This is a genomic window from Novosphingobium sp. SG720 (assembly GCF_012275365.1).
Taxonomy (GTDB): Bacteria; Pseudomonadota; Alphaproteobacteria; order Sphingomonadales; family Sphingomonadaceae; genus Novosphingobium; species Novosphingobium rhizosphaerae.
Genome location: NZ_JAAZQN010000001.1, coordinates 1,261,051 through 1,282,563, shown reverse-complemented (window position 1 = coordinate 1,282,563; position 21,513 = coordinate 1,261,051). Strand labels below are relative to the sequence as shown.

The window sequence follows — 21,513 nt, the reverse complement described above, 5'->3', positions numbered from 1 at the left end:
GGCTGGGGGAGGCAATTTTATAACCCGATCAATAAGCCCGGGCGATATAGATCGTTTCAACCGCCGGTTCGCCCGTGAACGGGCAGATACCGGTGGGCGCCGGGGCATCGAGCGGGGTGTTGCGGATGGTGAGTTTGAGCGCCTTCAACCGCTCCACCACTTTGTCCAGCGCCTCGCCCGTGGGGCGCGACCAGCCCAGTTCCACCCAGCCGGGGAACTTGCGGTCTTCGGCAAAATAGGCCGCCAGGCCATCGAGATCGGTCACGCCGCGTTCGATCTGCGCGTCGCGGCGGGCGGCCGCTTGCGCAAACAGCGCGGCCTGGATCGCTTCCAGTTCGGCGACGGCCGAGGCGACGAAATCTTCCTTGGCTTGGCCGACGAAATTGACCTTGCCATCCTCGCGCCACAGGCGGTCGCGGCGCACGGCCGAAACCTGGCCGTTTTCCGCATCGCGCCCGCCGATTTCCAGGATCAGCGGCACGCCCTTCTTGACCCAGGCCCAGCGCTTGGCCGTGGCCTTGCCGGGCCGCTTGTCGAGCAGCACGCGGACCTTTTCGTCGAACGCACTCTGGCTGGCCAGCGCCTTGCGCAGGTCTTCGCAATAGGCGAGCAGCGCTTCGTCGCCATCGTTGTCGCGCAGCATCGGCAGGATCACGATCTGGTGCGGCGCCACTTGCGGCGGGGTGCGCAGGCCATCGTCATCGCCGTGCGTCATGATCACGCCGCCGATCAGGCGGGTGGACACGCCCCACGAGGTGGTGTGGCACAACGCCTGCTGGCCTTCCTTGTCCTGATAGCGGATGCCGGCGGCCTGCGAGAACGTGGTGCCGAGATAATGCGAGGTGCCGGCCTGGAGCGCCTTGCCATCCTGCATCATCGCTTCGATCGAAAAGGTTTCGACCGCGCCGGGGAAGCGTTCGTTTTCGGGCTTGGGCCCGGCGATCACCGGCATGGCCAGCACGTCCTGCGCAAAACTGCGGTACATTTCCAGCGCGCGCAGGGTTTCGGTCATGGCGTCGGCCTCGTCCGCATGGGCGGTGTGGCCTTCCTGCCAAAGGAATTCGCTGGTGCGCAGGAACATGCGGGTGCGCATTTCCCAGCGCACGACATTGGCCCATTGGTTGGTCAAGAGCGGCAGATCGCGCCACGACTGGATCCACCGCGCCATGGCCGCGCCGATCACCGTTTCCGACGTGGGACGCACCACCAGCGGCTCTTCCAGCTTGGCTTCGGGATCGGGCATCAGCCCGCCCTTGGGATCGGCCACCAGGCGATGGTGCGTGACCACGGCCATTTCCTTGGCAAAGCCCTCCACGTGGTCGGCTTCCTTGGCGAAGTACGACAGCGGGATGAACAGCGGGAAATAGCAGTTGTCGACGCCCGCTTCCTTGATGCGCGCGTCCATCAGCTTCTGGATGCGTTCCCAGATGCCATAGCCCCAAGGCTTGATCACCATGCAGCCGCGCACGCCGGATTCCTCGGCAAGCTCGGCCTCGGCGATCACCGCCTGATACCACTGGGCAAAGTCTTCGTCGCGCGTGATCGGCAGCGCGTGCTTGATCTTGGGCTGGTTCATGCCCTGCCGGTTAGCCGGTGCGGCGGATCGGGGCAACGCCCCAATGCACGCGCACCGGGAAATTTAGCGGCTTGGAATCCGGGCTTGCCGGATTTGCGGCACCGACCCGCTCCCCCACCCGACCTCCCGTAGGGTACTATCGTTGGGAGGTCGGGTGGGGGAGCGGGCCGGTGCCGCATGGAAAATGCGCATTCGCGCATTTTCCAAATAAGTGCTTACTTGCCCAGTTGCTCCAGCTTCTTCTGCATCTCGGCCATCTGCTTGCGCAGTTCCGAAAGCTCGCTGTCGCTGCCGGCGGGGCTGCTGCTCGCCGGCTTGTCGTCTTCGCGCCCCGTGGAGCCGGACACCGTGGCACCGGGCACAAAGGCGGCGGCGGCGGCCTTGAACATTTCCATGTTGCGCTGGGCGATCTGGGCCAGCGGATTGGAGCCGATCGAATCCTCGATCGCCTTGCGCAGCTTGTTCTGGTTCTCGCGGAAATGCTCCATCGAGGCTTCCAGATAGCCGGGCAGCAGCGCCTGCATCGAATTGCCGTACATGGCGATGAGCTGGCGCAGGAAGTTGGTGGGCAGCATCTGCTCGCCCGTCGCTTCCTCTTCCATGATGATCTGGGTGAGGATCGAATGGGTCAGATCCGCGCCGCTCTTGGCGTCGATCACTTTGAACTCGACGTTTTCCTTCACCATCTGCGCGAGGTGGTCGAGCGTGATGTAGCTGGATGTCCGCGTGTTGTAGAGACGGCGGTTGGCGTATTTCTTGATGATGACGGTATCGCCGTCCTTAGCCTGATTTGCCATTTTTATCGGACCCCCGCTGGGAATGTCACATACGATTAGCAGATGCAGTATGTGCGGCGCAATATGAGTTAATCAAGACGCAAGCATGCCTCAATCGCGCAAAAATCGCCGTCCGAGCAGGGTGAGCAGCTCATATTGGGACAAGCCACTGATTTTCGCAGCCTCTGGCAGATCATAGGCAACGTCCAGCCAATCGCCCTCGGCCAGATCGGGTGCACTTGTTGCGTCCACAATGGTCATATCCATCGAGACGCGGCCAATCACCGGCAAGGTGCTGCCCCGCCAGCGAAATTCACCCTTGCCCGACCAGGTGCGCAAGTACCCGTCGGCATAGCCGAGCGCCACCACGGCGGCGCAAATCGGCCGGTCGGCGGTAAACGTGGCATTGTAGCCCACCAGATCGCCGGGCTGGAGTTGGCGTCGCTGAATCACGGCGGCCTGCGGGTGGGCAACCTGCGCGATCACGCCGGCCAGTTCGCTGCGCACAATGCCGCCGTAAAGCGCAATGCCCGGCCGCGTGACATCGGCGTGCCAGCGCGCGCCCAGCGCGATGCCGGCGCTGTTGGCCAGGCTGTAACGCTGGGCCGGAATCTGGGCGCACACCGCCTGGAACCGCGCCAGTTGCTGCGCATTTTGCGCAACGTCCTCGTCCGCACTGGCAAGATGCGAAATGCAGCAGTCGATATCGAGACCGGCAAGCGCGGGATCGCCCAGATCGGCCAGCGGCAGGCCCAGCCGGTTGATGCCGGTATCGACCATCAGGTCGCACCGCCCGCCCCCGGCCTCGCGCCAGCGGCGCACCTGGGCCAGCGAATTGAGCACCGGGGTCACCCCGGTTGCCTGCGCATAGGCGACGTCAGCCGCGTTCATCGGGCCGTGCAGCACATGGATCGACGCGGGCGGCACGTGGGCCAGCACGTCGGGAACTTCGCCCCAATGCGCCACGAACCAATCGCGGCAGCCCGCCTGCGCAAGCACGGGAACGACGCGCGCGGCCCCCAGGCCATAGGCATCGGCCTTGACCGCCGCGCCCGCGCTGGCCGCGCCGCTCATGCGATCAAGCGCGCGCCAGTTGGCAGCCAGGGCCGTGGCATCGAGAGCAAGCCGCAGCGCGGCTGGCGGCAAGGGTGCGAAAGCGGCAACGGGACGAGCAAAGGAGGGGTCAGGCAAGGACAAGGCGAAATCGATTCCGTAGATGGCAAAGGCGGCCGGTCAGCCCACTTCGTCTTGCGGCAGCCCACTTTTGAGGCCCCAGGCAGAAACCACGAGCGCCACCAGCACGACAACCCAGGTGTACCACAAGCCGGCATAGGGATCGCCCGTCTTGGCGATGATCAGTGTGGAAAGAAACGGCAGGAAGCCCCCGAAATAGCCGGTGCCGATGTGATAGGGAATGGACAGCGAGGAATAGCGGATGCGCGGGGGGAACATCTCGCACAACACGGCCGCCACCGGGCCATACGTGGCACCGGACAGCGCCATGAGCCCGACCAGCACCAGCACCACGAGCGCCGCCCTGCCGGGCGTTGGCGTGATCCGCGCCAGATCATAGCCGGCCTTGGCCAGGAGCGCTTCCAGCGCCTTGCCCCGCACCTTCTTGTCTGCCCAGGGATAGGCTTCGAGCGGCAGGCGCGCCGCCCCGGCATGAAGCGTAAGCGTGGGCGCACGTTCGAGGCGATAGGGCACGCCGGTGGCGGTCAGGTCGGACAGCAGCTTGGCGCACGGGTTGGCCTGATCGGTGGCAAAGGCATCGAAATGGCAATCGGGCCCGGAAACGACGACCGGCAATTCGCGCGCCTGGCGAGCGAGATGCGGATTGGCCAGCGCGCCGATGCCCCAATAGAGCGGGAACAGCAGCACCAGCGTGGCGACATAGCCCCACACGATCGGGACCTTGCGGCCCACCTTGTCGGACAGGTGCCCGAAGAGCAGGAACGTGGCGACGCCGAACAGCGCCGCGATCCCGACGATGATCTCGGCCGCGGTGTCGTTCATGCGCATCGCCGTTTTCAGGAACGTGAGGCTGCTGAACATGGCGGTGTACCAGATCACGGTCAGCCCTGCGGCGATGCCGAACAGCGCGACGAACAGCCGCTTCTTGTTGCCCGGCGCGGTCAGGCTTTCCACGAAAGGATTGCCGGCCAGCTCGTTTTCGGCCTTCATCGCCTGGAACACCGGGCTTTCCGACAGCTTGAGGCGCATCCAGAGCGAAATCGCCAGCAGCACCAGGCTGAGCACGAAAGGCACGCGCCAGGCCCAGGCCGCCCACAGTTCCGGCCCAAAGGCGGCCTTGCAGGTGAGCACCACCACCAGGCTGAGGATGAAGCCCCCGACCACGCCGGCCTGGATGAAGCTGGTGAAAAACCCGCGCCGCGCGGGCGCGCAGTGTTCGGCCACATAGACCGCCGCGCCGCCATATTCGCCGCCCAGCGCCAGCCCCTGCGCCACGCGCAGCACGATGACGAGCGCGGGGGCGGCATAACCGATGCTGGCCGCCGAGGGCACCAGGCCCACGCCGGCCGTGGCCACGCCCATCAGCGCGACCGTGGCAAGGAACGTGTACTTGCGCCCCAGCCGATCGCCCAGGAAGCCGAACAGCACCGCGCCCAGCGGTCGGAAACCGAAGCCAACGGCAAACACCAGCCAGAACAGCAGCAATTCCAGCGTGGCATTGCCCGTGGGAAAGAAGGCCTTGGACAGGATCGTGCCCAACGTGCCGTAGATGAAGAAGTCATACCATTCGAACACGGTGCCGGCGCTACTGGCGGCGATGACCAGCCGGATATCGGCCGCGGTCGGTTCCGCGTGCGTGGTGTTCATGACGTGAAATTCCCCCGGCGTTCGTTATCGGGGACAGCCTTAGCCTGCCTTGGCCGGCTCCGCCAGCGCTGCCAGTGCGGCATCCCATGCCAGGAGAATGGCGCCATGGCGGGCGGGATAGTCCTTTGCCTTGCGCAGCAACGCCAGGCCCGGCCAGTCGGGCTCGTCCCCCTCGCCCGCCAGCCAGGCCGACAAGGCCGCACGGACGGCCGCCACGTCGGCCTGGGTCCGGCCTTGCGCGGCCGTTGCGAAGATATGGGCTGCCGCCTGGCCCACCGCGCAGGCATGCGGGCGCAGGCCGAGCCGGACGATGCGCCCTTCCCCATCCAGCGCCAGGCCGAGGCTGAGCGTGCTGCCGCATGCGCGCGAGCGCGCCTCTCCCACCAGGGGCAAGCTCTCGTCCCAGGGCCATTGGGCCAGCCCCATGGCAGCGGCCAGCACTTCGGGCGTATAGAGAACGGCGGCCGACATCGATCAATCCGCCGTGCTGGTGGCGGGATGCTTGCGGTGGTGCGCCTTCTTGTGCGGGGCGGTGGGCTTGGGCGCCGGGGCATCCCCATCGGCATTGGCGGCATCGTCGTCGGCTGCCTCGGCCGCTGCGGCGCGCCGCTCGGCAATCACCGAAACGAGTTCCTCGCTCGCCGCGTTGAGGAAGGGGTACGTGCGCGCCTCCGTGATCCATTCCGGCCGGCCCTTTACGCCCCAGACCACATCATAGGCAAAGACAACCAAGGCAAAGCCCAGGACCATGAGAATGGCGCCCTTCACCGCGCCGAAACCGAAGCCGAGCAACCGGTCGATCGGCCCGAGCATCGAATCGCGGCTGGCCGCACCCATCCTGCGCGCGATGAGGCGCATGAGGCCCCAGGGCACGATCATCAGCAGGGCATAGGCAAGAACGCCAGCGCCGGTATCGGTCTTGAGATGCGGCTTGAGCGCAGCCGTCAAGGGCTCCAGGCCATAGTGCACGGCAACCAGCACGATGCACCACGCCGCAAGCGAGAGCACTTCCTCCACGAAGCCGCGAAAGAAACCGCCGATCGCGCCGACCGCGACGACCAGAAAGACAACATAATCGAAGCCGGTCATTCCCTGCCGATTAGGCTCCGCTCATCACCCGGTCAACGAGATTTGGCAGCAGTCGGATCGGCGAATAGCGCAAGCCTTCCACCTTTTCCCCTGCTCCGTCGGGCCCGTGCAACTGCTTGAAGCCCAGCTTGGCCGCTTCGCGCAGGCGCACGCCGGCATGGGCGACAGGGCGCACCTCGCCGGCCAGCGACACTTCGCCGAACCAGGCGGAGCCCGCCGCCAGCGGGCGATCGGCCAGTGCCGAAACCAGCGCGGCGGCCACGGCGAGATCGGCGGCGGGATCGGTCAGGCGATAGCCGCCGGCCACGTTCAAATAGACTTCGGCCGAGGAAAAGCTGAGGCCGCACCGCGATTCGAGCACGGCGAGCAACATGGCCAGGCGCCCGGAATCCCATCCGACCACCGCGCGGCGCGGCGTGGCCCCGCTGGCCAGGCGCACGGTGAGCGCCTGGATTTCCACCAGCACCGGCCGCGTGCCTTCCAGTGCGGGGAACACCGCGCTGCCCGGCACCGGCTCTTCCCGGCCAGAGAGGAACAGGAGCGAAGGGTTGCCCACTTCTTCCAGCCCGGCGCCAGCCATGGCGAACACGCCGATTTCGTCCACCGCGCCAAAGCGGTTCTTGATCGCGCGCAGGATGCGGTACTGGTGGCTGCGCTCGCCCTCGAAGCTCATCACCACGTCGACCATGTGTTCGAGCACGCGCGGCCCGGCGATCGAGCCATCCTTGGTGACATGGCCGACCAAGACCAGCGCGACGCCGTTTTCCTTGGCATAGCGGATGAGTTCGAACGCGCAGCCGCGCACCTGGCTCACCGTGCCGGGCGCGCCCTCGATCTGGTCGGAATGCATCGTCTGGATCGAATCGATCACCAGCAGCGCGGGCGGCTCCATGCTGCCCAGCGTGGTGAGAATATCGCGCACCGACGTGGTGGACGCGAGGCGGATCGGCGCCTTGCCCAGCCCCAGGCGATCGGCGCGCAGGCGGATCTGGTCCGACGCTTCTTCGCCGCTGATATAGACCACGAGACCACCCGCGTTGGCGATGCAGGCGGCCGTCTGCAACAGCAGCGTCGATTTACCGATGCCGGGATCACCGCCCATCAGGATGGCCGAGCCAGGCACCAGCCCACCGCCCAGCGCGCGATCGAATTCGGCAAGGCCGGTCTTGCGCCGCTGCGGCAGGGCCACGGGGCTATCGAGCGAAACGAACTGCACCGCGCGCCCGCCACTCGACAGGTCGTGCTTGGCCGAAAACACCGTCTGCGGCGCTTCTTCGGCCAGGGTGTTCCATTCGGCGCAATCGGGGCATTGCCCCTGCCAGCGCGGAGAGACACTGCCACAGGCCTGGCAGACATAACGACGTTTGGGCTTGGCCATGCCCCGCGCTAACGCGAACAGAGCGGGAACGCAAGCAGCCTGTAACGCCGATATGGCATCATTCGCTGAACGTCGAGCGCTGGGCCGCTTCGACTTCCTCAAGATAGCGGCGGCGGGCGTGGCGTTCGGTGATCACGCCCTGCACCACGCCCACGCCATCGACCACGGCGATTTCATCGGCGGCGTGTTCATCGAACAGGGCGAGCACGGCCTTGATATCGGCCGCTGGCGAAAGGGTCAGGCCGGTGAGCGTTGCCAGCGCATGAAGCCGGGTTTCGGGCGTCAGATCAGGGCGGTAGGCCGAAGCGGTGGCCATGATCCCGCGATAATGGCCCGCCTCGTCCACGAGCACCGCCTTGCTGGCCGAGCCGAGCGGCATGCGGGTGCGGAACTCGGCCACGGTCAGGTCTTCGGGCATCGAAACCCAATCGCGCCGCATGATCCGCCCGGCCGAAAGATTGAGCATCCAGCCGATGTCGCGCGGCCCGCGAATGTTGCTGCCGCGCACGTGGAGGCGCCAGGTGGAGAAGGAATAGCCGAACACTTCGCGGGTGAGCGTGCCCGAAACCAGCGCGGCGGTCAGCACCACGCCCATCAGCGCGAAATCGTGCGTGATTTCGAGCATGAGCATGGCCAGCGTCATCGGCCCGCCGACGATCGAGACGCTGAGCGCGGCCATGCCGACAAGCGCCGCGTCGGTGGGATCGAGCGCGAGGCCGGGGAAAAGCTGCCCGGCGATGATCGAAAAGGCCTGCCCCACCACCGAACCAAGGAACAGCGAGGCGAAGAACAACCCGCCGCGAAAGCCGCTCGACAGCGCGACGACGCAGGCGGCGACTTTGGCCAACAGCACCACGGCGAGGAAATCCAGACCTGGCCGCAGCGCAAGATTGAGATGCAAGGCGCCGTGCCCGGCCGAAAGCGACTGCGGCGTGACCAAGGCCAGGGGGATGAGCAGCAATCCGCCCAGGATCGGGCGCCAGCGCGCCAGCCACTTGAAGCGGCCCAGCGCCAGCTCCGCCGCCGTAACCAGGCGCATGACCATGATGCCGACCATGGCCGCGACCACGCCGAGCACGCCATAGGCCAGGTAATGTTCGATCGTGAGGCTGCGCCCCACCGCGGTGGTGGCGATGAGCCAAGGTTCGCTGCCCATCAGGCGCGACATGCCCGCCGCCGCCAGGGCCGCAGCCATCACCGGCGCCACGGCCCCCGGCACGAACGAGCCGATGACGATTTCAAACGCATAGAACGCCCCGGCCAGCGGGGCGTTGAACGCCGCCCCCACGGCGGCACCCGCCCCGGCGCCCACCAGCGTGCGCAAGTCGTTGCGGCGCAACTTCATCGCCTGGCCCAGCACGCTGGCCATGCCGCCGCCCATCTGGGCATAGGCTGCCTCCAGCCCCACAGAAGCACCTACGCCGTTGGAAATTACCGTCTGCCCGGCGATGATGAGGTTATCGGCCGGCGGAATGCGCCCGCCATGCAGGGCATTGGCCTCTACCACGTCGATCAGCGGGCGATTGCGCCGACGCAGCCAGCGCGCCCACAGCGCCAGCACCAACCCGCCCAGCGGCAGCGCCATCAGGCGCCAGGGATGGCGGATTTCGCCCAGCGCGCTCAGCCGGTTGCCTTCCAGGCCATAGAACACCTGCTGCATCGCATGAGCAAGGAAACCAAGCGCGTTGGTGGAAAGACCGGCAAGCGCGCCAGCCAGCGCCGCGAGCACGATGAACGCCGCCTCGCGCTCGCGCAGCAGGCGGCGCAGGCGCACGACCAGCTTGATCAGCAGCGTTGTGAATGCCTGGGCAAAGCCGCGACGGGGTGGGAAAAGGCCGGAGTGGGGCATCGGTCAACCCGCAATCGTCGGACTCGGCCGGAAGGAATGGTGCCCCTGGCCCGACTCGAACGGGCACGTCTTTCGACAACCGATTTTGAGTCGGTCGCGTCTACCATTCCACCACAGGGGCACTGCAGCTTGCCGGGGCGCTTTAGCGGCCCCGGCAAAAAGGTTCAACCCGGCACACACCGGATCGGTTGGAAATCCACACCTTGCCGGCGTGGCCACCGGCCTTAGTTCTTGAGCGCGGTGGCGACCAGCTTGTGCAGGCGCGAATGCAGCGCATCGTTGGCGGCCAGCACGGTTTCATCGCAGATCGGCTGCGAACGGCCGCGATAGTCCGAAACGAAGCCGCCCGCCTCGCGCACGAGCAGGCACCCGGCCGCCGTGTCCCAGGGCTTGAGATTGCTTTCCCAGAACCCGTCGTAACGGCCCGCCGCCACCCAGGCGAGATCGAGCGAAGCGGCGCCGAAGCGGCGGATGCCGGCCACGCGCATGCCGATTTCGTGATAGACCCGCGTCCATTCGCCCATGTCGCCATAGCCAAGGAACGGAATGCCGGTGGCAATGACCGAATCATCGAGATTGCGGCGCGCCGAAACGCGCAGGCGGCGATCCTGCAGCCAGGCGCCACGGGACTTTTCGGCCCAGAAGCTTTCGTCGGTCATCGGCTGGTAGACGATGCCGGCGATCACGTCGCCCCAACCCGAACCATCGGCGGCGGCTTCCTGCACCGCGATCGAGATGGCGAAATGCGGGATGCCGTGGAGGAAGTTGGTGGTGCCATCGAGCGGATCGATGATCCAGCGCGGCTTGGTGGGATCACCTTCCACAACGCCTTCTTCTTCCATCACGAAGCCCCAGTCGGGGCGCGCGGCGCGCAGTTCTTCGTAGATCGTGCGTTCCGAAGCCTGGTCCGCCTTCGAAACGAAGTCGGCCGGGCCCTTGCGGCTGACCTGAAGGTGTTCGACTTCGCCGAAATCGCGGCGCAGACGCGTGCCGGCCTTGCGCGCGGCACGCTCCATCACCCGGACTAGACCGGAAATCGCCATGGGATCAGCCCGCCTTGCCGACGTAGGAACGCTCGTAGACGTCCACCACGATGCGCGTGCCGCTTTCGATGTGCGGCGGCACCAGGATGCGCACGCCGTTGTCGAGCACGGCCGGCTTGTAGGACGAAGAGGCGGTCTGGCCCTTCACCACGGCATCGGCTTCGACGATGGTGGCTTCCACGGTTTCGGGCAGTTCGACGGAGATCGGGCGCTCGTCGTACATTTCGAGCAGGACGGTCATGCCGTCCTGGAGGAACGCGGCGGCGTCACCCAGAAGATCGCTCGGCAGCGTGATCTGGTCGTAGGTTTCCACGTCCATGAACACCAGGTCTTCGCCTTCGGCATAAAGGAACTGGAAGTCCTTGGTATCGAGGCGCACGCGCTCGACCGTGTCGGCGCTGCGGAAGCGCACGTTGGTCTTGCGGCCATCGATCAGGTTCTTCATTTCGACCTGCATGAACGCGCCGCCCTTGCCGGGCTGGGTGTGCTGGGTCTTGGCAACTTTCCAGATGCCTTTTTCGTATTCCAGGATGTTGCCCGGACGGATGTCCACGCCGCTGATCTTCATGATGGAAAGAGCCCTGACCAAAGTAGGAAAGGCCGCGCCTTAGCCGAGGTGGCCGATTGCTTCAAGCCGCTGTTGCATGCTAGCCCCTGCGGCCATGACCCTGCGCGCTTGCAATGCTTCCCTGGCGGCCCCCCTCATGGCCATGACCCTGATGCTGGCCGCATCGCTGGCCCCCACCCCGGCCAGCGCCGCTCCCGGCGGCGACCTTGGCACCTTGCACAATGGCCACTGGACCTGCGAATACCCCGGTGACGCCGCGGCCCAGCCGCGCCAGGTGCCGGGCGAAGGTTTTCGCATCACGCCCGATTCCAGCTATCGCACGCCCGATGGCAAGGGCGGCGGCACCTATCTGCTGCTGGGCAAGGCCATGGTGTTCACTTCCGGCCCGCTCAACGGGCACAGCTACGAAGCGCAAGGGCCCAACACGGTCCTGCAGCTCGATGCCCATGGCAAGCGCACGGGCGTGCGCTGTTCCCGCAAGGGCGCGGCCAGTGGCGGCTTTGCCGACGCACCCGAAGCCACGGTGAACGGCGCCAACTGAGCGTTCAGGCCCGCCCGCCCCGCGCCATGCGGGCATAGGCAAAGGCCACGATAGCGCCGAACAGGACAAGCCCGAGCGGCATGGCCCAGGGATTGCTGGCCAGCACGGTCATCACATCGGCCTTGCCGCTGCCGGCAACGATGGCGGCAAAGGCAATGTTGAACAGCCCGTCGCCCACGATCAGGCCCGTTGCAGTCAGCACGCCCATGCGCTCGGCCAGCGCAGGATCGGCCTGCCGCATGGCCCAGCGGTTGTAGAGATGGCCCAGCACGGCGCCCAGCACCACCGGCAGGGTGGTGGGCATCGGCAGGTACATGCCCATGCCAACGGCGAGCGGCGGCAACGAGCCCCGGCCGGTGGCGCGCAAACCCTCGTCGATGGCAATGGCGCCTGCGCCGATCGCCGCACCGAGCGCGATGAGGTTCCAATCGAGCCCCTGGCCCAGCACGCCCTGGATAATCGCGGAAATCAGCGCGGCCTGGGGCGCGGCCAGCGCATTGGGGCCAGCACCGGGCGCGCCGACAAAGCCGAACGTACCGTTGAGCAGCGTCAGGATCGGCGGGATCACCACCGCGCCGAATACTACGCCCAGCACCAGCGCCACCTGCTGCCGCCAAGGCGTAGCGCCGACGAGTTCGCCGGTCTTGAGGTCTTGCAAGTTGTCGTTGGAAATGGTTGCCACGCCAAACACCAGCGCGGTGACGAACAGTGCGAACGCGACCAGCGCCTTGCCTGCGGCGGGATCGGCCAGGTGCCCGAACAGCGCGAGCAGGACAAGCGCAATGCCCAGCGCGGCAAGGATGCCCACGCCCGAGATCGGGCTGTTCGAAGCGCCGATCAGGCCGGCCATATAGCCGCAGACCGAAGCGATCACGACACCTGCCACCAGGACATAGGCTACCGCTGCCAGCAGCGTGGTACCCAGATGCTCGGCCACGGGGCCGCTGCTGGCGAAATTGGCGAGCAGCAGGGCGATCGGCGCCATCAGCACGAGGATGGTGCCGCCAACCAGCCCGATCGGCAGGTCGCGCTCGGTCAGCGCCAAGCCGGCATAGCCATCGGCCGCGCGGGCACGGCTGGCCGCCAGCGCCCCGGCGATGCCCCGCACGATCGGCCCGATCACGCGCAGCAAAGTCCAGATCGCGGCAACGCCGATCGTGCCGGCGCCGATGAAGCGTATCTTGGCGCGAAACACGGTCGAAACGAAATCGGCCAGTTCGGTGCCTGCGGGCGGACCGCCGGCAGTGTAGATCGGCAGCAGCACGCCAAAGCCGATGATCACGCCGGTCAAGATTGCCAGGCCCACGGCCAGGCCCACCAGGTGCCCCACCCCGATCAGCGCCAGCGAAAGGCCGCCGCCCGCGGTGGTTGCGCCGCCGGCAAAGCGAAACACGCCGCTCGCTTCCTCGGCCACCAGGCCCAGCTTGGCGAGCAGCGGATAAGCGACGGACAGCCCGGTGCCGGTGGCAACCGCGGCCAGCCCGCGCCGGTTTTCCTCGGTGCCGCCCTCGCCCGCACCCACCTTGAGCACTTCGGCCGCCGCGACGCCTTCGGGATAGGGCAGGTCTGACCCGGTCACCAGCGCGCGGCGCAGCGGGACCGAATACATCACCCCCAGAATGCCGCCGATGGCGATGACCGCCACCGATTGCCAATAGGGAAACCCGGTCCACCAGCCCACCATGACCAGGCCCGGCAGCACGAAGACGATCGCCGAAAGCGTGCCGGCCGAGCTGGCGATGGTCTGAACGATGTTGTTTTCCTGGATGGTCGATCCCGGCAAGAGGCGCAGGATCGCCATGGAAATCACCGCCGCGGGGATCGAGGTGGCAAACGTAAGGCCGATACGCAGGCCCAGATAGACATTGGCCGCGGTGAAGATCACCGTCAGCGCCGCGCCCAGCGCCACACCGCGCCAGGTTAGTTCGCGCGCCGTCAATTCGCTGGGATTGCTACCGCTTGCCACCATTGCATCCTTCTTGCCGCCAACCTGGCTCCACCGCGCGGTGTGGCACGGCGCGGCGGCAAAAGGAAGATCAGGCCCAAGGCTCAGGCAACGAATTCCACCTTGGTTTCCTGGCTCACCATCTGCGCCAGGCGCGCGGCGTTCCAATTGGTCAGGCGCACACAGCCATGGCTTTCGGTGTGGCCGATCATCGCCGGCTCGGGCGTTCCGTGGATGCCATAGTGCGGCTTGGACAGATCGATCCACACCACGCCCACCGGGCTGTTGGGGCCAGACGGCAACAGGGCATCGGGCTTTTTATCGGAAACGTCCCAGAACAAGTCGGGATTGAAATGATACTTGGGATTGTGATCGACACCGTAGATCTTCCAGTTGCCCAGCGGCAGCGGATCGTGCGCCGATCCGGTGGTGACGGTGAACAGCGCGACCAGCGCGCCCTGCCCATCATATACCGAAAGCGTGCCGGCCTTGCGGCTCACCACGATACGGGCGGCATGCGGTTCATCGGTGCCCACGCCAAGATCGGCCAGGGTCTGGCGCCAGGCAGGATCGGCCACTTGTGCAGGATCGATCGCGTCGGCCCCGACATTGGGCACGCGCAGCTTGGCCCCGGCGGCAAACGGCGGCGCGCCGGGGTTGAGCGCATGGAGCACTTCGGGCGTGGTGTGGAACCGCTCCGCGAGCTTTTCATCGAGGCTGGCATAGCCAAGCGCGGGCAGCTTGGCCTGGGCGGCGGGATCGTGCGGCAACGGGGCAAAGGGGCCCGCGGCAAAGCTGGCCGGAATGGTCACCATGCGCGTGGCGGGGACATTGCTTTGGCGCGACAGGATCGCGCGCGTGGCATCGTCGAGCAACCCGGTCTGGGGCAGGTCATTGGCCTGCTGGAACGCGCGCAGGGCGTTGCGCGTGGATGGGTTGATCGTGCCGTCGATCACGCTGGGTGCAAAGCCGGCCCGTTCGAGCAGGACCTGGGCCTGCATTTCGGGACGAGGCCGATCGTCGTGCATGCCCGCCGCCTCGCCGGGGCCGGCATCGTTCGACGCCATGCTGTCGGCGCCGGGCAGCGCGGCTGTGGCGCTCGCTGCGTCGCTGGACGCGGTATCGGGCGCGGAACGGTTGCAGGCAGAAGTGGCAAGGGCCAGGGCAGCGAGGGAAATCAAGGCGGAAGCGGCAAGCCGGCGTTCGCGTGTCATCGGGTCTCCGTGCAAGGGGTCAGTCAGGCCGCAGGACGGCAGGCGTGGCGCGGCATTGCCACGCCACAATCAACACGTTCCGCGATGGTTCCCAGGTTCCCGCGCAAACGCGGTCGCGCAGGTCAGTCCGCCTCGACGTCGGCGTCATCCGCGCGAACGTCGCCCAGGCCTTCGGTGCTGCGCGGCGGCGCATCGCCGATCGCGCGTGCGAAAGCCGCCACCGCGGCGGCTTCGTCAAGCCCCTGGGCATTGGCCCAAACTGCCCCGCTCACGGCCAGGAAATCGGCGCCGGCGGTTACCAGCGGGGCGCAATTTTCCTGGGTGATCCCGCCGATGGCAACACAGGGCAATTCGAACACGGCCGACCACCAGGCGAGCAGTTCGGGCGCGGCGCGGTGCTTGGTTTCCTTGGTGCCACTGGGAAAAAACGCGCCGAACGCCACGTAATCGGCGCCCGCCTCGCCCGCTTCCATCGCCAGGTGGCGGCTGTTGTTGCACGTCACGCCGATCTGCACGTCGCGCCCCAGGCGTTGGCGCGCGTCGGCCGCGCTGCCATCGTCCTGCCCCAGGTGCACGCCATCGGCGCCAAGACGCTTGGCCAGGCTGATCGAATCGTTGACGATGAACGCCACGTCGCGATCCGCGCAAATGCGCTGGAGCGGATCGGCAAGCTTGGCGGCCGTGTGCTCGTCCACATCCTTGACGCGGAACTGGAACGCCGCCACCGGCCCGCCGTCGAGCGCACGGGCCAGGCGATCGGCAAAGGTGCCGCCCACGTCGAGCGGCGAAATCAGGTAAAGCTGGCTGGCAAGGTCGGTCATGGCGCCGCCCCTAACCGTTTCGCCCTTGCGCGTCCACTTTTTGCGCCAAAACGGCCGGGAACCGCGTCTGTTGCAGCGCATTGCATGGTCCATGAGGACCCTGCCCCCGCTTTTGCCGCTGCTATCGCTGATCGCGATTGGCGCCTGTGCCACGCTGCCGCAGGAGCCGCGCAGCGATGGCATGGCGCGGCTGGGCGAAACCACGCGCGTCGGTGCGCTGACCGTGCGCCCGCTGGCCGTGGTGGAAGACAGTCGCTGCCCGGAAAACGCCCGCTGCATCGTGGCTGGCCGGCTGATCGTGCAAGCGCGCGTGGGACGCGACATGCGCAATCTGGAACTGGGCAAGCCCGACGCTGCGGGCGTGGTGCTGGACAGCGCCGATCCCGCCAAGCGCACCGACAGGCGGATCCTGCCGGGCGCATGGCGGTTTCATTTCAGTGCGGTCAGGCCGTAACCAGCTTCTGGGTCGAGCCGGCAAAGATTTCGTCGATAGCGCCACCGAGCGCCGCGTCGAATTCCGCTTCGCTCATCTGATAACGCAGGTCTTCGAGCAGCGCGCGGCTGAAGCTGGCGATGATGCCGCGGTTCTTGGACAGTTCGACGCAGGCTTCCGGACGGGCATAGCCACCCGACAGTGCGACCACGCGCAGGACTGCCGGATGATCGACCAGCGCATCGAACGTGCCCGGAACCTTGGGCAGCGACAGCTTGAGCATCACGCGGGTGCCTTCGGGCAGGGCATCGAGCGCCTTGAGGATCTCGTCGCGCAGGATGGTGTCGCAGGCTTCGCGCGTTTCGCTCTTGATGTTCACTTCAGGCTCGATGATCGGCATCAGGCCGCCGGCCAGGATCTGCAGGCCCACCTCGAACTGCTGCTTGACCACGGCGGCAATGCCCTCGGCATTGGCCGAGTGGATCACCGAGCGTTCCTTGGTGCCGAACACGCCCAGCGCCTTTGACCGCGCCACCAGCGCGTCAAGCTCGGGCAACGGCTTCATCAGCTGGACGCCATTGGCTTCGTCTTCCAGGCCCTTGTCCACCTTGATGAACGGCACCACGCCCTTTTCGATCAGCGCGGTGGGAACGGGCTTGCCATCAACCGTGCCATCCATGGTGCGTTCGAACAGGATCGCGCCGATCACCTTGTCGCCGTTGAACACGGCCGAACGAATGATGCGGCTGCGCATCTCGTGGATCAGCCCGAACATTTCCTCGTCGTTGGAATAGGCGCTTTCTTCCACGCCATAGCCCTTGAGCGCCTTGGGCGTCGAACCGCCGCTCTGGTCCAGCGCGGCGATAAAGCCATGTCCGGCAGCCATCTTTTCGGTCATTTCAGCGTGGTTCATGATCGGTCCTGTGGATCTGGGTGAGCAACGCCAAGGCGCCGCCGTGGAAAGGGCTATCTGGCAGGTGGCGAATCTGGCCGCGCATACCTATGCACATCCACGCAATAAACAGGCGCGCGCTGCACTGCAACACGCGCCTGCAAAAAAGTTGCGATCAGGCTTCCAGGGCGGCCACGCCGGGCAGTTCCTTGCCTTCCATCCATTCGAGGAAAGCGCCGCCAGCAGTTGAGATATAAGAGAAATCTGCCGCCACGCCAGCGTGGTTGAGCGCCGCGACGGTATCCCCGCCACCGGCCACCGACACCAGCGAGCCTTCCTTGGTGAGCGCGGCTGCGGTCTTGGCCAGGGCCACCGTGGCGGCATCGAACGGGGCAATCTCGAACGCGCCGAGCGGCCCGTTCCACACCAGCGTGCGGCAGGTCTTGAGCACGTCGCCCAGCGCTTCGACCGCTGCCGGGCCGACGTCGAGGATCATTTCGTCGGCGCCCACCTCGTGCACGTTGGCGGTGCGCAGGCTGGGCGGATTGGCCGCGAATTCCTTGGACAGCACGACATCATAGGGCAGGTGCACGGTGCAGCCGGCCTTGTCGGCATTGTCGAGGATTTCCTCGGCAGTTCCGGTCAGGTCGTGCTCGCACAGCGACTTGCCCACGTCCACGCCGCGCGCGGCCAGGAACGTGTTGGCCATGCCGCCACCGATGATCAGGTGATCGACCTTGGACACCAGATGCTTGAGCACGTCGAGCTTGGTCGAAACCTTCGCCCCGCCAACCACGGCGGCGACCGGCTTCACCGGCTTGCCCAGCGCCTTTTCCAGCGCTTCGAGTTCGGCCTGCATGGCGCGCCCGGCATAGGCCGGCAGGGCCTTGGCCAGGCCTTCGGTGGAAGCATGGGCGCGGTGCGCGGCCGAGAAGGCATCGTTGACATAGACCTGGCCCAGCGTGGCGATCGCCGCGACCAGATCGGGGTCGTTCTTTTCCTCGCCCTTGTGGAAGCGGGTGTTTTCCAGGACGGCGATGGTGCCGTTGTCGAGCGCAGCCACCGCAGCAGCCGCCGCTTCGCCGGCGCAATCGTCTATAAAAGCGACCGGGCGGCCCAGCACGTGGCTCAGCGCGGGCACGACCTGGCGGAGCGAGTTGGCTTCGCTGCGTTCACCCTTGGGGCGGCCGAAGTGGGCCAGGATCAGCACCTTGGCGCCCTTGTCGGCCAGTTCGGTCAGCGTCGGCACAGCTGCGCGCAGGCGGGTATCGTCGGTCACCTGGCCGTCGGCCATCGGCACGTTGAGATCCTCGCGCACCAGCACGGCCTTGCCGGCGACATCGCCCAGATCATCGAGAGTCTTGAAAGTCATGGCGCTATACCCCTGTTCCACAAGGAAAAGGCCCGGCACCCGCCGCTGCTCTCAAAGCAGACGCGCGGGGCCGGGCCTTCGCATTTCAGGCGATTAGATCAGCTTGCCCATCGCGCCGGCCGTATCGACCATGCGGTTGGAGAAGCCCCATTCGTTGTCGTACCACGAAAGCACGCGCACCAGCTTGCCATCGATCACGGCCGTTTCCAGGCTGTCGACGGTCGAGGAATGGGCATCGTGGTTGTAGTCGATCGAGACCAGCGGTTCTTCGCTATAGGCCAGCACGCCCTTGAGCGGGCCTTCGGCCGCTGCCTTGAGCAGCGCGTTGACTTCTTCCTTGGTCGTATCGCGCTTGGGCTGGAACGTGAGGTCCACCACCGAGACGTTGGGGGTCGGCACGCGGATGGCCGAACCATCGAGCTTGCCCTTGAGTTCGGGCAGCACTTCGCCCACGGCGCGCGCGGCACCGGTGGTGGTGGGGATCATGCTCATCGCCGCGGCGCGCGAACGGCGCGGGTCGGAGTGGATCTGGTCCAGGATCTTTTGGTCGTTGGTGTAGCTGTGCACCGTGGTCATCAGGCCACGTTCGATGCCGATGGCATCGTTGAGCACCTTGGCAAACGGCGCCAGGCAGTTGGTGGTGCACGAAGCATTCGACACGATCAGGTGATCGGCGGTCAGCTTGTCGTGGTTCACGCCGAACACGACGGTGAGATCGACGTTCTTGGCCGGGGCCGAGATCAGCACGCGCTTGGCGCCGGCTTCGATGTGCTTGAGGCCGCCTTCACGATCGGTGAAGAAGCCGGTGCATTCGAGCGCGATGTCGATGCCGAATTCGGCGTGCGGCAGCTTGGCCGGGTCACGCTCGGCCGTCACCTTGATGCGCTTGCCGTCGATCACCAGGTCGTTGCCGTCCACTTCGACAGTGCCCGGATAGGCGCCATGCACGCTGTCACGCTTGAACAGCAGGGCATTGGCCTTGGCGCTGGCCAGGTCGTTGATGGCGACCAGTTCCAGGCCACAGTCGGGCCGTTCGAGAATGGCACGCGCCACATTGCGGCCGATACGCCCGAAACCGTTGATTGCAACCTTGGTCGCCATGGTCTTACTCCTTCGAATTGAAGACACCGAATGGATTGGCATGATGAGAGGCCGAGCGGCCCGGGCGATTACCCGAGCCGTTCGAGAACTTGCGGCACGATCTTGGCCGCGGTCAGGCCGAAGTGATCGTAAAGCACCGGGGCCGGGGCCGAAGCGCCGAAGCTGTCGATGCCGATGGCCAGGCCATCGCCGACATACTTCTGCCAGCCGAACGTGGTGCCCGCCTCGATCGAGACCTTGAGCACGTCGGCCGGGATCAGGTCTGCCTTGTAGGCTTCGTCCTGAGCTTCGAACAGTTCCCAGCTTGGCATCGACACGACGTCGGCGCCGATGCCCTTGTCTTCCAGCGCCTTGGCCACGTCAACCGCAATGGACACTTCCGAACCGGTGGCCAGCAGCACGACCTTGCGCGCGGCACTGGCGGCAACCAGGCGATAGGCGCCCTGTGCGCTGAGCATCGCACCATCGTGGCGCAGCTGCGGCAGGTTCTGGCGGGTGAGCGCCAGGACGGACGGCGTCGTGGGCGAAGCCAGCGCCAGGTTCCAGCATTCGGCGGTTTCCACCGCATCGGCCGGGCGGAACACCTGGAGATTGGGGATCATGCGCAGGCTCATCACCGTTTCGATCGGCTGGTGCGTGGGGCCATCCTCGCCCAGGCCGATGGAATCGTGCGTGAGCACATAGATCACCCGCGCATGCTGGAGCGCAGACATGCGGATCGCATTGCGGCAGTAGTCGGCAAAGACCAGGAAGGTGCCGCCGTACGGGATAATCCCGCCATGCAAGGCCATGCCGTTCATCGCCGCAGCCATGCCGAATTCGCGAATGCCGTAATAGACATAGCGGCCGGCATAGTCGGCCGGGCCGAACGGCGTGGTGGCCTTGGTCTTGGTGTTGTTGGAACCGGTCAGGTCGGCCGAGCCGCCGACCATTTCGGGCACCAACGGGGTGAGCACTTCAAGCGCGAGTTCCGACGCCTTGCGCGAGGCGATGTTCTGGGTCTTGCCCAGCCATTCGCCAAAGGCCAGGCCGGCTTCCTCGCCCGAGGGCAGTTCGCCCGCCATGCGGCGCATCAGTTCGGTGCCTTGCGGGTTGGCAGCCAGGCGCCCTTCCCATTCGGCGCGCAGATCGCGGCCAGCGTCGCCCGTGGCGCGCCAATGGCTGAGGATGTCTGCGGGGATTTCGAACGGCGCGGCCGTCCAGCCGAGATATTCGCGCGCGGCGGCAATCTCGTCCTTGCCCAGCGGCGCGCCGTGGACGTTGTGGCCGCCCTGCTTGTTGGGCGCGCCCTTGCCGATCACCGTGCGGCACGAGATGAGCGAGGGGCGATCGTCGGCCATGGCGGCGGCAATCGCGCGCTCGATATCGGCGAAATCGTGGCCGTCGCAATCTTCGGTGTGCCAGCCGCTGGCGCGGTAGCGGGCGAGGATATCTTCGCTGGTCGAGAGCGAAGTATCCCCGTCGATGGTGATCTTGTTGTTGTCCCACAACACGACCAGGCGCCCAAGGCCCAGCGTGCCGGCCAGGCCCACCGCTTCGTGGTTGATGCCTTCCATCAGGCAGCCATCGCCGGCCACCACCCAGGTGCGGTGATCGACCAGGTCGTCGCCGAACTGGGCATTGAGGTGGCGTTCGGCCATCGCCATACCCACGGCCATGGCAAAGCCCTGGCCCAGCGGCCCGGTGGTGCATTCCACGCCGGGCAGCAGGAAGTTTTCCGGATGGCCGGCGCAAGGGCTGTTGAGCTGGCGGAAATTGCGGATGTCATCCATCGTCGGCTGTTGATAGCCCGACAGGTGGAGCAGCGCATAAAGCAGCATCGAGCCATGGCCCGCCGACAGCACGAAGCGATCGCGATCGGCCCACTTGGGCGCGGTGGGATCGAACTTCAAAAAGCGCGACCACAACACCGTGGCAACGTCTGCCATGCCCATCGGCATGCCAGGATGGCCGGATTCCGCTGCCTGGACCGCGTCCATCGCCAGCGCACGGATCGCGTTGGCCATGGGTGCCAGCGCGGTCGGATCGCTTGTCATATTCGGGTTGGTGTCCTTACTCACACGCCCGGCGCACG

The 21,513-nt window shown here is 66.3% G+C and carries 19 protein-coding genes and 1 tRNA gene; 2 read left to right on the top strand and 18 right to left on the bottom strand.

Annotated features, from left to right (window positions below):
* Window positions 1-28 precede the first annotated feature (28 nt).
* The 11 genes from proS to efp all read right to left on the bottom strand — a co-directional run bounded on the left by proS (window position 29) and on the right by efp (window position 11,120).
* On the bottom strand, window positions 29-1,576 hold the full coding sequence (gene proS, locus FHW94_RS05825) for a proline--tRNA ligase (protein WP_168554750.1): 1,548 nt from the start codon (window positions 1,574-1,576) through the stop codon (window positions 29-31).
* Between the two features lie 215 nt (window positions 1,577-1,791).
* Window positions 1,792-2,373 (bottom strand): polyhydroxyalkanoate synthesis repressor PhaR, encoded by a 582-nt coding sequence (phaR, locus tag FHW94_RS05820; protein ID WP_168554749.1) that lies wholly within the window; start codon window positions 2,371-2,373, stop codon window positions 1,792-1,794.
* A 90-nt stretch (window positions 2,374-2,463) separates the two neighbouring features.
* Window positions 2,464-3,543, bottom strand: a complete 1,080-nt coding sequence (locus FHW94_RS05815) for an alanine racemase (protein ID WP_246865897.1) — start codon at window positions 3,541-3,543, stop codon at window positions 2,464-2,466.
* Between the two features lie 42 nt (window positions 3,544-3,585).
* A complete protein-coding gene (locus FHW94_RS05810; protein ID WP_168554748.1) occupies window positions 3,586-5,193 on the bottom strand; it encodes an MFS transporter in 1,608 nt (535 codons plus the stop codon).
* Window positions 5,194-5,232: 39 nt separating this feature from the next.
* Window positions 5,233-5,664: an iron-sulfur cluster assembly scaffold protein gene (locus FHW94_RS05805; RefSeq protein ID WP_168554747.1), complete on the bottom strand. Its 432-nt coding sequence runs from the start codon at window positions 5,662-5,664 to the stop codon at window positions 5,233-5,235.
* A gap of 3 nt (window positions 5,665-5,667) precedes the next feature.
* The gene (locus FHW94_RS05800) at window positions 5,668-6,282 is read right to left on the bottom strand and encodes a CvpA family protein (protein WP_168554746.1); all 615 of its coding nucleotides are present in this window, start codon (window positions 6,280-6,282) and stop codon (window positions 5,668-5,670) included.
* A gap of 10 nt (window positions 6,283-6,292) precedes the next feature.
* The gene (radA, locus tag FHW94_RS05795; protein WP_168554745.1) at window positions 6,293-7,660 is read right to left on the bottom strand and encodes a DNA repair protein RadA; all 1,368 of its coding nucleotides are present in this window, start codon (window positions 7,658-7,660) and stop codon (window positions 6,293-6,295) included.
* A 58-nt stretch (window positions 7,661-7,718) separates the two neighbouring features.
* On the bottom strand, window positions 7,719-9,509 hold the full coding sequence (locus tag FHW94_RS05790; protein ID WP_168554744.1) for a chloride channel protein: 1,791 nt from the start codon (window positions 9,507-9,509) through the stop codon (window positions 7,719-7,721).
* A gap of 37 nt (window positions 9,510-9,546) precedes the next feature.
* A tRNA-Leu gene (locus tag FHW94_RS05785) sits at window positions 9,547-9,630 on the bottom strand.
* A gap of 103 nt (window positions 9,631-9,733) precedes the next feature.
* Complete coding sequence (locus FHW94_RS05780; RefSeq protein ID WP_168554743.1) at window positions 9,734-10,552, bottom strand: inositol monophosphatase family protein; 819 nt, start codon at window positions 10,550-10,552, stop codon at window positions 9,734-9,736.
* Window positions 10,553-10,556: 4 nt separating this feature from the next.
* Window positions 10,557-11,120, bottom strand: coding sequence for an elongation factor P (efp, locus tag FHW94_RS05775; protein WP_054131025.1), 564 nt, complete (start codon window positions 11,118-11,120; stop codon window positions 10,557-10,559).
* 136 nt (window positions 11,121-11,256) lie between these two features.
* On the opposite strand from efp, the gene FHW94_RS05770 reads away from it, so the two are divergent.
* A complete protein-coding gene (locus FHW94_RS05770) occupies window positions 11,257-11,661 on the top strand; it encodes a hypothetical protein (protein WP_168554742.1) in 405 nt (134 codons plus the stop codon).
* A gap of 4 nt (window positions 11,662-11,665) precedes the next feature.
* Here the strand turns inward: FHW94_RS05770 and FHW94_RS05765 are convergent, their stop codons facing one another.
* The 3 genes from FHW94_RS05765 to thiE all read right to left on the bottom strand — a co-directional run bounded on the left by FHW94_RS05765 (window position 11,666) and on the right by thiE (window position 15,641).
* Window positions 11,666-13,627: an oligopeptide transporter, OPT family gene (locus FHW94_RS05765; RefSeq protein ID WP_349237444.1), complete on the bottom strand. Its 1,962-nt coding sequence runs from the start codon at window positions 13,625-13,627 to the stop codon at window positions 11,666-11,668.
* A gap of 83 nt (window positions 13,628-13,710) precedes the next feature.
* On the bottom strand, window positions 13,711-14,820 hold the full coding sequence (locus FHW94_RS05760; RefSeq protein ID WP_168554740.1) for a L,D-transpeptidase: 1,110 nt from the start codon (window positions 14,818-14,820) through the stop codon (window positions 13,711-13,713).
* 122 nt (window positions 14,821-14,942) lie between these two features.
* On the bottom strand, window positions 14,943-15,641 hold the full coding sequence (thiE, locus tag FHW94_RS05755; RefSeq protein ID WP_168554739.1) for a thiamine phosphate synthase: 699 nt from the start codon (window positions 15,639-15,641) through the stop codon (window positions 14,943-14,945).
* A gap of 91 nt (window positions 15,642-15,732) precedes the next feature.
* Here thiE and FHW94_RS05750 point away from each other — a divergent pair, with 91 nt between their 5' ends.
* Window positions 15,733-16,095 carry a hypothetical protein gene (locus FHW94_RS05750; protein ID WP_168554738.1) on the top strand — a complete coding sequence of 121 codons (363 nt, stop codon included), beginning with the start codon at window positions 15,733-15,735 and terminating at the stop codon, window positions 16,093-16,095.
* Here the strand turns inward: FHW94_RS05750 and FHW94_RS05745 are convergent.
* The 4 genes from FHW94_RS05745 to tkt form a co-directional block, all read right to left on the bottom strand.
* Window positions 16,085-16,987, bottom strand: a complete 903-nt coding sequence (locus FHW94_RS05745; protein WP_168554737.1) for a fructose bisphosphate aldolase — start codon at window positions 16,985-16,987, stop codon at window positions 16,085-16,087. The two genes, FHW94_RS05750 and FHW94_RS05745, sit on opposite strands and share 11 nt — an antisense overlap.
* Window positions 16,988-17,141: 154 nt before the next feature.
* Window positions 17,142-18,338, bottom strand: coding sequence for a phosphoglycerate kinase (locus tag FHW94_RS05740; RefSeq protein WP_168554736.1), 1,197 nt, complete (start codon window positions 18,336-18,338; stop codon window positions 17,142-17,144).
* A 93-nt stretch (window positions 18,339-18,431) separates the two neighbouring features.
* On the bottom strand, window positions 18,432-19,439 hold the full coding sequence (gene gap, locus FHW94_RS05735) for a type I glyceraldehyde-3-phosphate dehydrogenase (protein ID WP_168554735.1): 1,008 nt from the start codon (window positions 19,437-19,439) through the stop codon (window positions 18,432-18,434).
* A 68-nt stretch (window positions 19,440-19,507) separates the two neighbouring features.
* Window positions 19,508-21,475 carry a transketolase gene (tkt, locus tag FHW94_RS05730; protein WP_168554734.1) on the bottom strand — a complete coding sequence of 656 codons (1,968 nt, stop codon included), beginning with the start codon at window positions 21,473-21,475 and terminating at the stop codon, window positions 19,508-19,510.
* Between the last annotated feature and the right edge of the window lie 38 nt (window positions 21,476-21,513).